The organism is Streptococcus oralis subsp. dentisani (assembly GCF_002860905.1).
Taxonomy (GTDB): domain Bacteria; phylum Bacillota; class Bacilli; order Lactobacillales; family Streptococcaceae; genus Streptococcus; species Streptococcus oralis_BA.
In genome coordinates this window covers 308700-321546 of sequence record NZ_PKIG01000001.1, presented here as the reverse complement: position 1 = coordinate 321546, position 12847 = coordinate 308700, and the positions used below count along the sequence as shown (strand labels likewise).

General features: G+C 33.2%; 14 protein-coding genes. All 14 read left to right on the top strand.

Annotated elements, in window-relative coordinates:
• The first annotated feature begins 25 nt into the window (after positions 1–25).
• The 14 genes from CYK16_RS01590 to glf all read left to right on the top strand — a co-directional run bounded on the left by CYK16_RS01590 (position 26) and on the right by glf (position 12791).
• Positions 26–1072: a glycosyltransferase family 2 protein gene (locus CYK16_RS01590; RefSeq protein WP_101776535.1), complete on the top strand. Its 1047-nt coding sequence runs from the start codon at positions 26–28 to the stop codon at positions 1070–1072.
• 5 nt (positions 1073–1077) lie between these two features.
• Positions 1078–1989, top strand: coding sequence for a capsular polysaccharide synthesis protein (locus CYK16_RS01585; protein WP_101776534.1), 912 nt, complete (start codon positions 1078–1080; stop codon positions 1987–1989).
• Positions 1990–2000: 11 nt separating this feature from the next.
• Positions 2001–3458 carry a lipopolysaccharide biosynthesis protein gene (locus tag CYK16_RS01580; RefSeq protein WP_101776533.1) on the top strand — a complete coding sequence of 486 codons (1458 nt, stop codon included), beginning with the start codon at positions 2001–2003 and terminating at the stop codon, positions 3456–3458.
• A gap of 2 nt (positions 3459–3460) precedes the next feature.
• A complete protein-coding gene (locus CYK16_RS01575; RefSeq protein WP_101776532.1) occupies positions 3461–4726 on the top strand; it encodes an O-antigen ligase family protein in 1266 nt (421 codons plus the stop codon).
• A gap of 79 nt (positions 4727–4805) precedes the next feature.
• Positions 4806–5954, top strand: coding sequence for a CDP-glycerol glycerophosphotransferase family protein (locus tag CYK16_RS01570; protein WP_101776531.1), 1149 nt, complete (start codon positions 4806–4808; stop codon positions 5952–5954).
• Between the two features lie 55 nt (positions 5955–6009).
• Positions 6010–6402: a glycerol-3-phosphate cytidylyltransferase gene (gene tagD / locus CYK16_RS01565; protein WP_033680698.1), complete on the top strand. Its 393-nt coding sequence runs from the start codon at positions 6010–6012 to the stop codon at positions 6400–6402.
• Between the two features lie 160 nt (positions 6403–6562).
• Positions 6563–6745 carry a hypothetical protein gene (locus CYK16_RS01560; RefSeq protein ID WP_101776530.1) on the top strand — a complete coding sequence of 61 codons (183 nt, stop codon included), beginning with the start codon at positions 6563–6565 and terminating at the stop codon, positions 6743–6745.
• Positions 6746–7122: 377 nt separating this feature from the next.
• On the top strand, positions 7123–7992 hold the full coding sequence (gene rfbA, locus CYK16_RS01555) for a glucose-1-phosphate thymidylyltransferase RfbA (protein ID WP_101776529.1): 870 nt from the start codon (positions 7123–7125) through the stop codon (positions 7990–7992).
• Positions 7993–8586 carry a dTDP-4-dehydrorhamnose 3,5-epimerase family protein gene (locus CYK16_RS01550; RefSeq protein ID WP_101776528.1) on the top strand — a complete coding sequence of 198 codons (594 nt, stop codon included), beginning with the start codon at positions 7993–7995 and terminating at the stop codon, positions 8584–8586.
• A 12-nt stretch (positions 8587–8598) separates the two neighbouring features.
• Positions 8599–9648, top strand: coding sequence for a dTDP-glucose 4,6-dehydratase (rfbB, locus tag CYK16_RS01545; protein WP_101776527.1), 1050 nt, complete (start codon positions 8599–8601; stop codon positions 9646–9648).
• 65 nt (positions 9649–9713) lie between these two features.
• Positions 9714–10565: a dTDP-4-dehydrorhamnose reductase gene (gene rfbD / locus CYK16_RS01540; RefSeq protein WP_101776526.1), complete on the top strand. Its 852-nt coding sequence runs from the start codon at positions 9714–9716 to the stop codon at positions 10563–10565.
• A gap of 101 nt (positions 10566–10666) precedes the next feature.
• Complete coding sequence (locus CYK16_RS01535; protein WP_033680691.1) at positions 10667–10882, top strand: SGNH/GDSL hydrolase family protein; 216 nt, start codon at positions 10667–10669, stop codon at positions 10880–10882.
• A gap of 127 nt (positions 10883–11009) precedes the next feature.
• A complete protein-coding gene (locus CYK16_RS01530) occupies positions 11010–11612 on the top strand; it encodes a DUF1919 domain-containing protein (protein ID WP_180948728.1) in 603 nt (200 codons plus the stop codon).
• A 75-nt stretch (positions 11613–11687) separates the two neighbouring features.
• Positions 11688–12791 (top strand): UDP-galactopyranose mutase, encoded by a 1104-nt coding sequence (glf, locus tag CYK16_RS01525; protein WP_101776525.1) that lies wholly within the window; start codon positions 11688–11690, stop codon positions 12789–12791.
• Positions 12792–12847 lie beyond the last annotated feature (56 nt).

Below are 12847 nucleotides of genomic sequence, written 5' to 3'. Positions count from 1 at the left end.
ACTATTTCTGAAAGGAAGAGAATTTATGCCTACATTTAGTGTAGTTGTTCCAGTTTATAATGTAGAGAATTATTTATCTCAATGTTTAAATACTCTTGTAAATCAGTCTTTTAAAGATTTTGAACTTATCTTGGTAAACGATGGTTCTACTGACACATCTGGAAGTCTTTGTGAAGAATGGGGAAAAAAAGATCATCGGATAAAAGTAATACATAAAACCAATGAAGGTCTTGGTTTTGCACGTAACACAGGTATTGAAAATTGTACAGGAGATTATATTGTCTTTGTTGATTCGGATGATTATGTCTCATATGAGATGCTTGAAATTTATGATACATACTTACAACGTTTTAATGCAGACGTGATTTATAGTGAAAATTTTTATCGAGTGGATAATGAAGGAAATATTATAGGACCACTTGATCAGAGCCTAGATTCCATTTTTTATAAAAATAATTCAATTTTCACAGAACTTTTACCAGATGTAATATCTTCACCACCAGAATTTATTGGAGATGGAAAGATAGGTGTTTCAGTGTGGAAAGGGGTATATAAACGTTCTTTGTTTAAGGATAAAGGGCTATTATTTCATTCGGAAAGAGAATTCATTTCAGAAGATGCTATTTTTCAAATTGATTGTTTAAAATTAGCAACATCCGCCCTTGTTATCCCAGATATTTTATACTACTATCGTGAAAACTTTGGTTCTTTAAGTATGAAATATAAAGAAGATCGATTTGAGTTGGATAAAATCTTGTATAACGAGCAATTAAAAAGAGTTAAGGGATTACCTAATCAAGAAATTTTGGAAGAAAGAATCGAGAGAATTTTAATTGCTAATATTCGTTTATGTATTTTTCAGGAATCCTTATATAAAAGTTCTAGAATTCATAAACGCTTGCAAAGAATTAGACAGATTTGTAAGGATCCTATCTCAAAAGCAGTTTTGTATCACTATCCAATCCATCGTTTACCTTTTCCTAAACGTTTGATCTGTGTATTAGCTAAGTATAATATGTCGATGTTGCTTTTAGCTTTAACCTTATTAAAATATCGGAATCGGAGTGTATAGATTTTATGGCGATGAATATAGAAAAATTAAAACTATCTTTAAAAAATGGAACGTTTTTTCCTGTTGTTATTCACGCCTTACGTAACCGTTGGCCCTTGTGGTGGATTCGGAGTAAGGCTATTCGAGAAGTGCAACTTGAAGATAGGGCCTACAGAATACTAAAAAAGAAATACGGTTCTTTAATTTCAAACTCTTTTGATAAATCATACTTATCAGAAAAAGTTCCCAAGCAAATCTGGATTTGCTGGTTTCAAGGTATGGAGAATGCTCCAGATTTGGTGAAATCATGTTATAAGTCTGTTAAAAGAGAATTTCCAGATTATAAAATTACAGTATTAACGGCTCAGACTATTCAACAGTATGTAACAATTCCTGAAGAAATTTTGTATAAGTGGAATAAAGGTATCATAAATAACGCAAATTTTTCAGATGTTTTGCGTGTTGAGATTTTATCTAAATATGGAGGTATTTGGTTAGATGCCACAGTTTATTGCACTGGTAGTACAATTAAGGAATTAATTGAAAAAAATCCATTTTTTATGTATAAGAGTCTATCTTCAATCGAAGAAAATATTTCATCATCAAGCTGGATGATTGCTTCAACAGCAAATCACCCTTTAATACTATCTGTGAAGAAGTTGCTAGTAGAATATTGGTGTAGAGAGAATATTGCAATACATTATTTTGTTTTTCATTTGCTGTTCACGATTGTAGCTGAACATTATTCGGATGTTTGGCAGTCTGTACCCACCTACACGAACGCAGCACCACATATAATGGTTGATGAATTAAATAATGATTTTTCAAAGGAACGTTACCAGCAATTATGTCAAATTTCTGATTTTCATAAATTAAATTATAAAAAAAATTACAATGATAAATCTGAGAGTTTGTACAGTTACTTACTGAATCAGTAGAGGGGAGAATCTTGCCTAGTTTAAAGAAAAACATTGTTTACAATGTCCTATATCAGATCTTAGCTGTAATAGTACCGTTTATTACCTCACCTTACTTAGCTCGTGTGTTAGGTGCAGAGCAAATTGGAGTTTATTCTTTTACCTATTCCGTTGCTTTTTACTTTATGATTCTGTCCATGTTGGGGATTTCTAATTATGGGAATCGGACAATAGCACAGGTACGAACAAGTAGAGAACATTTGAATCAGGAATTTTCGAATATTTACGCGGTTCAGTTAACGTGTTCACTAGTTATGACCGTCTCATATTTGATTTATGCAATAGTATTTGTGAATAGTTTTCAGATTGTAGCCTATATCCAAGTACTACATGTTTTATCGTATGCAACAGATGTTAGTTGGTTTTTTTATGGTCTTGAAGAGTTTCGTATTACAGTTGCTAGGAATTCATTTGTTAAATTATTAACTTTGATATCTATCTTTACATTTGTAAAAAGCCCTAATGATATCTATTTATATACCTTTATAATGGCGGGGAGTACCCTGCTTGGTCAATTGATTACATGGCCATTTTTATTAAAACAAGTAACTTTTGTGCGTCCTAGCCTTGGAAAAATAAAGAAACATATAAAACCTATTGTTATTTTATTTTTCCCAGTCTTAGCGGTTAGTATTTTTTCGTTTTTAGATAAAATAATGCTTGGGATGTATAGTAGTTTGAAGGAAACTGCTTTTTATGAGAATTCAGATAAGATTATTAGTATTCCAAAAGCTTTGATTCAAGCCTTTGGAGCTGTAATGTTGCCTCGAACAGTACATTTACTGAGTATAGGTGATGAACAAAAAAGTTTAGAATATGTTGCTAAAACGATGTGGGTCGTTTTAGTGATTACAATGGGCTGTGCTTTCGGTTTAGCAGGAGTCTCTGCAACCTTTGCTCCTGTTTATTGGGGTGAAGAATTTAGGGCAAGTAGCCAAATTATTGCAGGAATGACACCGGCTTTAGTATTTTCGGCTTTTGGAAATGTCATTCGAACCCAGTTTTTAATTCCACGAAGTTTTGACAAGGAATATACGATATCCTTGCTTTATGGAGCCATTGTTAATATTTTGATTAATATTATTTTGATTCCGAAGATAGGAGCAATGGGAGCTGTTATAGGAACAATCGTTGCTGAGTTAGTTCTATGTTGCTATCAAACGTGGATTGCTAGAAATTATTTACATATCAGAGAATATCTGATAAATGCTGGGATATTATTTCTTATTGGTTCAGTAATGTATATGGTTTTAATTCTTATTTCAAGTATTTTACCTACATCGCTGCTTACACTTATTATTGAAATTATAGTCGGAGCTTTCATTTATATTAGTTTACTGATTCTGTATATCTTTTCTTCAAAAAATAGCTTAATTATTGGTTTACGAACAAATTTTTTAGAACGTACTCATTTATTTAAAAGGAAGTAATAGTGAAGTTTAAATTTAATCCAATCGCGGTATTGTATATATTGTTAGTGTATTTAGAATTAGCTACAGATAGACAACATCTGTATCCTGTAACATACATGACAAAATATTATATTGGTATTTTGATTATTGTATTATTCATTTTATTATTAGTAAGCCTCGGAAAGGTTATTTTTGTTAATAAAAAATTATTACATCTTGCTAAGATATTAGCTATGCCAACAATTGTTCTCTTCTTCTACTCAGTTTTATTAGATGTAATGAATCCAGTTCAATTTAGTGGGTATTTTAGTAGATTGTCAAGTATGACTATTTTTGGCTTATTAGCTATTTTTCAAGCTATGGTTGTTTTTCAATTTTTTGGACAAAAAGTAGTAGATTACACTTTTACAGCAATATCACTTAGTTACTTAACTAGTATCATTGTTGCCTATAGTCAAGGAGGACTTAGTCAATTTATTTTGATGTTAACAGATGATAGTTTCAATGGTTCGGTGCTAGAAATGCATGAAGTAGCACCAATTACAGCTCTCTTTATTCTGTACTATCTGTATCAATATTTTATAAAAGAAAATAGTTTTTCTGCAGTATTTCGTAAGATCTTAATAGCTCTTATTATTCTCTTTTTAAGTCTTAAACGAATCGTATTTTTGAGTATGTTAATTATCATACCAGTATTTTTAGTAATTTATTGGTATTATAAAAAAGTGAGCAAACTAGGGAAAGAACGAAAAATTTTAAGTTTATTAAATGCCTTTTCCTTAGTATTTATAACAGGAATATTCCTTTATATTTATAGTATTAAATCTGGCTTTATATATACATTTATTCAAGAACATAATATTAATTCGATGGCTAGAACAGATTTATGGAAGGGAATTGAATCAACCTATAGCTTTGCGCCTATATTTATGGGGAAAGGGGTAGGCTTTGTATCAAAATGGATGGATAATAATTGGATGACTTTAAATATCAATGGTCTTACAGGATCAATGGGGATTCATAATGACATTTTGAAATCTTACATTGAGATAGGATTTGTAGGATTATTTATTTATTTTTATACTCTCCTTTATAGAAATGCCAAACGTATATTTGTAAAAATTGGTCATAAAGAATCATTCATATATTTTGTCTTGACAATGTTTCAGCTGCTGATATGGTTTACGGATAATATTTCGATTTACCATAATTTTTTATGGATCCTAAATCTACTGCTCTTTTCTTTAACTAGTACGGAAACAGAATTAGAAACTCAGAAACTATAAAATATTTATTTCTTGAATTTACGCTCTTACGCCGTAAATTTGAATTCACTAATGAATAATAGTAATTTATAAAAATAATATGAAATTTTATATAAAAAATTTATTAAAAAAAGTCTTTACATTACCGTTGAATTTATTATCTATTCAGTCTAATAAAATAGTGTTTGATAATTTTGGTGGTAGAGGTTTGGGAGATAATCCCAAGTATATACTTGAAGAACTTGTCTCTCGAGAAAAGAATCTAGATCTTGTATGGATATCAAAAGATAGAGAAATTTCTGTCCCAAAAGGTGTTCGTGTAGTAAAATATGGAAGTTTCCGTTCTTTCTATGAATGGTTAACAGCTAGAGTTTGGGTAGATAATATTCGCTGTTCTGATCGACCTTGGAAGCGTAAAGGACAGATTTATCTTCAAACTTGGCATGGCTCAGATGGGGTAAAGTTAATTGAAAAAAGTGTTGCAGGGAGCCTAAAAAAAACTTATCTTAGAATGGCGAAGTATGATGGAAAGATTACAGACGGTATCGTATCAAGTCGGCACTTTCAAACTTTGGGGATGCAAAATAATTTTTGGCTGACAGAGGATGTGGAGTTTCTTGAATTTGGATTACCTCGAAATGATGATTTTTTTAAAAGTGAAAAAATCAAAACTACAAACATAAAATTTAGAAGTTTATTTGATATTGATTTAGATGAACTGGTGGTTTTGTATATGCCGACGTTCAGAGATGATGGATCGTTGGATGCCTATAATTTAGATTACTCGAAACTAATACATGCTTTTCAAAACAAATTTAGAAAAAATGTAAAAATATTAGTTCGTCTTCATCCAATTGTTGATTCTAGTTTTATAAATTTACAGGATACAAACTGTATAAATGTGTCAACCTATTCAAATCCTCAGGATTTGATGATGAGTGCAGATGTAATGATTACGGATTATTCGTCATCTTCGATTGATTTTATGTTATTAAATCGTCCAGTATTTCTGTATTTGCCAGATTATCAAAGGTATGTGAACGATAGACCATTGGATAATAATTTTTATAAATTGCCATTTCCAAGAGCGTATCATAACAATGAGTTGATAGAAATTATTAGAGATTTTGAAAGAAGTAAATATGATGAAAAAGTTCGTCTGTATGAATTAGAGGACGTTCGTTTTGATAGAGGAAAAGCATCATTACAGTGTGCTAATTGGATTGAAGAAAAAATAAAAAAACAATAGGGTTATCAACTGAAAAAATTAGAATTTTATAAATGATGAAAAAGGAGTTCTTTGAATGAAAAGAGTTATAACATATGGTACATTTGATTTATTGCATTATGGTCATATCAATCTGTTGAAACGTGCTAAACAACTAGGTGATTACTTGATTGTGGTTGTTTCAAGTGATGAGTTTAATTTAAAAGAAAAGAATAAAGTATGTTACTTTAACTATGAACACAGAAAAAATTTAGTAGAAGCTATTCGATATGTAGATCTAGTAATCCCTGAAACTAGTTGGGAACAGAAAAAGTTAGATGTTAAAGAGTACCATATTGATACTTTTGTAATGGGTGATGATTGGAAAGGTAAATTTGATTATCTTGAAGAAGAAGGTGTTGAAGTAGTTTATTTGCCTAGAACAAAAGAAATATCAACGACAAAGATAAAAGAAGATCTGTCAGAATGAAATGTTATTAAACAATGCTGACATAAGAAATTGTGGTCTTTGTGTCTAATTACTTGAGAGTAGAGAGATACCCATTCTATCGGATTATGGCTTGTTTTTGCGCCTTACGTTTGATAGAATAAAGTAACGACACTTTAACCATCGAAGTGAGGTAAGAATAATGGTAGTAATTTTTAAAGATATACTTATTGAAGAGAAGACTGAAGAAGAAAAACAACATATTTTATCTATTTTAAATGGTGAGTATGACTTATCTGATGATGTAAGTCGTAGATTACGACGACTGAATGAGGAAAGTAAACGCTTGGAAGTGTTTGTTAAGGAGACGCACTCACTTGTCTAGTTCGTATTCTGTTAATTAATTGAAATCAATAAGTATCTCATTGTCATTTTTTTACGATGAGGAAGTTAGAGATTTTTAATGGATCTCTGATTACTATGTAATTTAGCATTGAAAAATTAAGAAATGGTGAAATTATGCCTCTTACACAGTTATTTGAAACATCCTTAGGAATTGATTTTTAATTGTATGCAAACAAAGTAGAATTCGCTTATTTCATGCTAAATGTAATATGAAGTAAGTGAATTTTTATAGATAAAGAAGAGTTTTTTCTGTATTTTTAGATAATAATATGAAAAAATATGATGATTGTTCTCCTTTTAGAGCAGTACACAATTAATAGGAATTGACTCTAAAACAACAAAGAAAGGTACCCCACTATGAAAGGTATTATTCTCGCGGGTGGTTCAGGAACTCGCTTGTATCCTTTGACTCGAGCTGCATCAAAACAACTGATGCCGGTTTATGATAAACCGATGATTTACTACCCACTTTCAACATTGATGTTGGCTGGGATTAGAGATATTTTGATTATCTCAACTCCACAGGATTTGCATCGATTCAAAGAACTTCTTCAAGATGGCTCTGAGTTTGGGATTCAATTGTCTTATGCAGAGCAACCAAGTCCAGATGGTTTGGCACAAGCCTTTATTATTGGTGAAGAATTTATTGGTGATGATAGCGTTGCTCTGATCTTAGGTGACAATATCTATCACGGTCCTGGTCTTTCTAAGATGTTACAAAAGGCAGCAAACAAGGATTCAGGAGCGACTGTCTTTGGCTATCACGTGAAGGATCCAGAACGCTTTGGTGTTGTTGAGTTTGACAAAGACATGAACGCTATTTCTATCGAAGAAAAGCCAGAACACCCTCGTTCAAATTATGCAGTTACAGGCCTCTATTTCTACGATAATGATGTGGTAGAAATTGCCAAAAATATAAAACCAAGCCTGCGTGGTGAATTGGAAATTACAGATGTTAACAAGGCTTACCTAGATCGTGGAGACTTATCCGTTGAGGTTATGGGACGTGGCTTTGCTTGGTTGGATACTGGCACTCATGAAAGTTTACTAGAGGCTTCACAGTACATCGAGACAGTGCAACGAATGCAAAATGTTCAGGTAGCAAACTTAGAAGAAATTGCTTACCGTATGGGCTATATCAGTCGCGAAGATGTATTGGCCTTAGCCCAACCACTTAAGAAAAATGAATACGGGCAGTATCTGCTTCGTTTGATTGGAGAAGCATAGATGACAGATAATTTTTTCGGAAAGACGCTTGCAGCACGCAAGGTTGATGCAATTCCAGGTATGCTGGAGTTTGATATCCCTATTCATGGCGATAATCGTGGCTGGTTTAAAGAAAATTTCCAAAAGGAAAAAATGCTCCCACTTGGATTTCCAGAGTCTTTCTTTGCAGAAGGAAAATTGCAAAACAATGTATCCTTCTCACGTAAAAATGTTCTCCGTGGCCTCCACGCAGAACCTTGGGATAAGTACATCTCTGTAGCAGATGGTGGGAAAGTTCTGGGTTCTTGGGTTGATCTACGCGAGGGTGAAACTTTCGGAAATACCTATCAAACAGTAATTGATGCAAGTAAGGGAATCTTTGTTCCTAGAGGTGTGGCCAATGGTTTCCAAGTCCTATCAGATACAGTTTCTTATAGTTATTTGGTCAATGACTACTGGGCTCTTGAACTCAAACCCAAGTATGCCTTTGTGAACTACGCTGATCCAAGCCTTGGCATTGAATGGGAAAATCTTGCAGAAGCAGAGGTTTCAGAAGCAGATAAAAATCATCCACTACTTAAGGATGTAAAACCTTTGAAAAAAGAAGATTTGTAAAAAGGAAAGAATATGACTGAATACAGAAAAATTATCGTGACAGGTGGAGCAGGTTTTATCGGTTCTAACTTTGTTCATTATGTTTACAAGAATTTTCCAGAAGTTCACGTGACAGTCTTGGACAAGTTGACTTATGCTGGAAATCGTGCTAATATTGAGGAAATTTTAGGTGATCGTGTTGAGTTAGTTGTTGGTGACATTGCTAATGCGGAGTTGGTGGATAAGTTGGCAGTTAAAGCAGATGCTATCGTTCATTATGCGGCGGAAAGTCATAATGACAATTCATTGAATGATCCATCACCATTTATCCATACCAACTTCATCGGAACCTATACTCTTTTGGAAGCTGCTCGTAAGTATGATATTCGCTTCCACCATGTATCGACAGATGAAGTTTATGGGGATCTCCCTCTACGTGAGGATTTGCCAGGTCATGGTGAAGGACCAGGTGAGAAATTTACTGCTGAAACAAAATACAACCCAAGCTCTCCGTACTCATCAACTAAGGCTGCTTCAGATTTGATTGTCAAAGCCTGGGTACGATCGTTTGGTGTCAAGGCAACGATTTCTAACTGTTCAAATAACTACGGTCCTTATCAACACATTGAAAAATTCATCCCACGTCAGATTACTAACATCCTAAGTGGAATCAAGCCAAAACTTTACGGTGAAGGTAAGAATGTTCGTGACTGGATTCATACCAATGACCATTCTTCAGGTGTTTGGACAATCTTGACAAAAGGGCAAATTGGTGAAACCTACTTGATTGGGGCTGATGGCGAGAAAAACAACAAGGAAGTTTTGGAACTTATCCTTAAGGAAATGGGACAAACTGAGGATGCCTATGATCATGTTACTGACCGTGCAGGACATGACCTTCGCTATGCGATTGATGCAAGCAAGCTCCGTGATGAGTTGGGATGGAAACCTGAATTTACCAACTTTGAAGCTGGGCTCAAGGAAACAATCAAGTGGTATACAGATAACCAAGAATGGTGGAAAGCAGAGAAAGAAGCTGTTGAAGCCAATTATGCTAAGACTCAGGAGATTATTACAGTATAAAAAGCAGGAAATCGCTGCTTTTTATTGCTATATTGGGAAGAGTTGCAAATAAGAAAGGGATAGAGATGATTTTAATTACAGGGGCAAATGGCCAATTAGGAACGGAACTTCGTTATTTGTTAGATGAGCGTAATGAAGAATACGTTGCTGTTGATGTGGCTGAGATGGATATTACCAATGCAGAGATGGTTGAGAAAGTTTTTGAAGAGGTGAAACCGACTTTAGTCTACCACTGTGCAGCCTACACCGCTGTTGATGCAGCAGAGGATGAAGGAAAAGAGTTGGATTTTGCCATCAATGTTACTGGTACAGAAAATGTTGCGAAAGCATCTGAAAAGCATGGTGCAACTCTAGTTTATATTTCTACCGACTATGTTTTTGACGGTAAGAAACCAGTTGGACAAGAGTGGGAAGTTGATGACCGACCAGATCCACAGACAGAATATGGTCGTACTAAGCGTATGGGAGAAGAGTTAGTTGAGAAGTATGTGTCTAATTTCTATATTATCCGTACTGCCTGGGTATTTGGAAATTATGGCAAAAACTTCGTTTTTACCATGCAAAATCTTGCGAAAACTCATAAGACTTTAACAGTTGTAAATGATCAGCATGGTCGTCCGACTTGGACTCGTACCTTGGCTGAATTTATGACCTACCTAGCTGAAAACCGCAAGGAATTTGGTTATTATCATTTGTCAAATGATGCGACAGAAGACACAACTTGGTATGACTTTGCGGTTGAAATTTTGAAAGATACGGATGTAAAAATCAAGCCAGTAGATTCCAGTCAATTTCCTGCCAAAGCTAAACGTCCCCTAAACTCAACGATGAGCCTGACTAAAGCTAAAGCTACTGGATTTGTCATTCCAACCTGGCAAGATGCTTTGAAAGAATTTTACAAACAAGAAGTAAGATAAGCAATAGAATGATTTTTCTAGTCTAATAAAAGAGAATGACAAAAAATTATTATTAGAAACAGATAAAAGAAATATAGAACTAACTCTAACAATAATCGGGTATGCATAGTGTAGATAACGAAATAGTTAGAGAGTTAAATGAATGGTTAGAAGACTTTACAAGAGAGAACAAAATAAGGTTAATCGATATAAACAAAGAATTTTCTGAAGATTATCATTTGAAATATGAATATACAAGTGAGGGATTGCATTATAATGATGAAGGTTTATTAGTACTTAGAAATTATATGAATGAGAAAAATATTAATTTACTGTAGAGGTAAGAATAACATGAAATTAGTTTTGACTGTTTGTTAATATTAAATAATATTATTTGTTTTATAAGATTTATATGGAGTTAAGAATAGTATGATAAAATATTTTTTAAAAGCATTAGAATTTAATATGATTAAGAAGAAAAGATTAGATTTAAAAAATTCTGACTTTACGATCATAAGCTCTAACTGTCTTGGAGGTGTAATAAGTCATAAATTAGGCCTTAAGTTTATGTCTCCAACAGTAAACTTGTTTATAGAACCCAGCTCATTTGTTAAGTTTTGTAAGAATTTACCTTTCTATTTTGAACAACCACTAGTGGAGAAACAATGGGCAGGTAGTTATCCTATCGCTTTATGTAATGATATAGAGATACATGGATCACATTATAGAAATTTTTCAGAATTGAAAGATAAATGGAATGAAAGAAAGAGAAGGGTAAACTTCGACAATCTATTTATTTTCATGATAGAGCGGGATGGATGTACATATGAAGATATATTGGAATTTGATAATTTATCCTATAAAAATAAAGTTGTGTTCGTAAGTAAGGAGATGCCAGAAATAAAATCTGCCATACATATTCCAAAAACTAATGAAACAATTAATGGTAAAATACAAGTGAAAAATCTACTAGGATATAGAAATAAACTAGTAGGAAAAAGAGATATTGATCTTTTTGATTATATAAAATTCTTTAATGAAGGAATAATACAATTAAATAGAAAATAAGGATATTTTTGAAATAAAATATTATCTAATGGCCTAAAAAATAATCAGTAAAAGAATTTTAATGGCGAGGAGTATATGTACGATTATCTTGTTGTTGGTGCTGGTCTCTTTGGTGCAGTCTTTGCCCATGAAGCAGCCTTAAAAGGAAAAAAAGTAAAAGTCATTGAAAAACGAAATCATATCGCGGGTAATATCTATACTCGTGAAGAGGAAGGAATTCAAGTTCATCAGTATGGTGCTCATATCTTCCATACTTCTGATAAGGAGATTTGGGATTATGTAAACCAGTTTGCAGAGTTTAACCGTTACACAAATTCTCCTGTTGCAAACTATAAGGGTGAGATTTATAACCTTCCTTTTAATATGAATACTTTCAATAAACTCTGGGGAGTTGTAACTCCAGCAGAAGCACAAGCTAAGATTGATGAGCAACGTGCAGTTTTAAATGGCAAGACTCCTGAAAATTTGGAAGAACAGGCTATCTCTCTTGTAGGTACAGACATCTACGAAAAATTAATCAAAGATTATACAGAGAAACAGTGGGGCAAACCAACTACAGAACTTCCAGCCTTTATCATTCGCCGTTTGCCAGTACGCCTGACCTATGATAATAACTATTTCAATGACACCTATCAGGGAATTCCAATTGGTGGTTACACTCAAATAGTTGAAAAAATGTTGGATCATGAAAATATTGATGTAGAAACAAATGTTGATTTCTTCGCGAATAAAGAGCAATATATGAAGGACTTCCCTAATATTGTCTTTACGGGTATGATTGATGAATTCTTTGACTATAAGTTGGGTGAACTAGAGTACCGCAGTCTTCGTTTTGAAAACGAGACCTTGGATATGGAGAATTACCAAGGAAATGCAGTTGTCAACTATACAGATGCTGATACCCCATATACTCGCATTATTGAACACAAACATTTTGAGTTTGGGAACCAAGAAAAGACTATTATTACTAAAGAACATTCTAAAACATGGGAAAAAGGTGATGAGCCTTATTATCCAGTAAATAATGATCGTAATAATCATTTATATAAATCATATAAAAAATTGGCTGATGAGCAAGGCAATGTTATCTTTGGTGGCCGTTTAGGACACTATCGTTATTACGATATGCACCAGATAATTGGAGCAGCTTTGCAGTGCGTGAGAAATGAGTTAGATTAAACAAGTAAAACTGACTCCCAGTTATTATTTAGAAATAGTATAAAAAATTCCTTGAC

What these genes read in the sequence shown, in the direction of transcription:
- CYK16_RS01590 (WP_101776535.1), top strand. Translation starts at nt 26, where the DNA reads ATGCCTACATTTAGTGTAGTTGTTCCAGTTTATAATGTAGAGAATTAT.
- CYK16_RS01585 (WP_101776534.1), top strand. Translation starts at nt 1,078, where the DNA reads ATGGCGATGAATATAGAAAAATTAAAACTATCTTTAAAAAATGGAACG.
- CYK16_RS01570 (WP_101776531.1), top strand. Translation starts at nt 4,806, where the DNA reads ATGAAATTTTATATAAAAAATTTATTAAAAAAAGTCTTTACATTACCG.
- tagD (WP_033680698.1), top strand. Translation starts at nt 6,010, where the DNA reads ATGAAAAGAGTTATAACATATGGTACATTTGATTTATTGCATTATGGT.
- CYK16_RS01560 (WP_101776530.1), top strand. Translation starts at nt 6,563, where the DNA reads ATGGTAGTAATTTTTAAAGATATACTTATTGAAGAGAAGACTGAAGAA.
- rfbA (WP_101776529.1), top strand. Translation starts at nt 7,123, where the DNA reads ATGAAAGGTATTATTCTCGCGGGTGGTTCAGGAACTCGCTTGTATCCT.
- CYK16_RS01550 (WP_101776528.1), top strand. Translation starts at nt 7,993, where the DNA reads ATGACAGATAATTTTTTCGGAAAGACGCTTGCAGCACGCAAGGTTGAT.
- rfbB (WP_101776527.1), top strand. Translation starts at nt 8,599, where the DNA reads ATGACTGAATACAGAAAAATTATCGTGACAGGTGGAGCAGGTTTTATC.
- rfbD (WP_101776526.1), top strand. Translation starts at nt 9,714, where the DNA reads ATGATTTTAATTACAGGGGCAAATGGCCAATTAGGAACGGAACTTCGT.
- CYK16_RS01535 (WP_033680691.1), top strand. Translation starts at nt 10,667, where the DNA reads ATGCATAGTGTAGATAACGAAATAGTTAGAGAGTTAAATGAATGGTTA.
- CYK16_RS01530 (WP_180948728.1), top strand. Translation starts at nt 11,010, where the DNA reads ATGATTAAGAAGAAAAGATTAGATTTAAAAAATTCTGACTTTACGATC.
- glf (WP_101776525.1), top strand. Translation starts at nt 11,688, where the DNA reads ATGTACGATTATCTTGTTGTTGGTGCTGGTCTCTTTGGTGCAGTCTTT.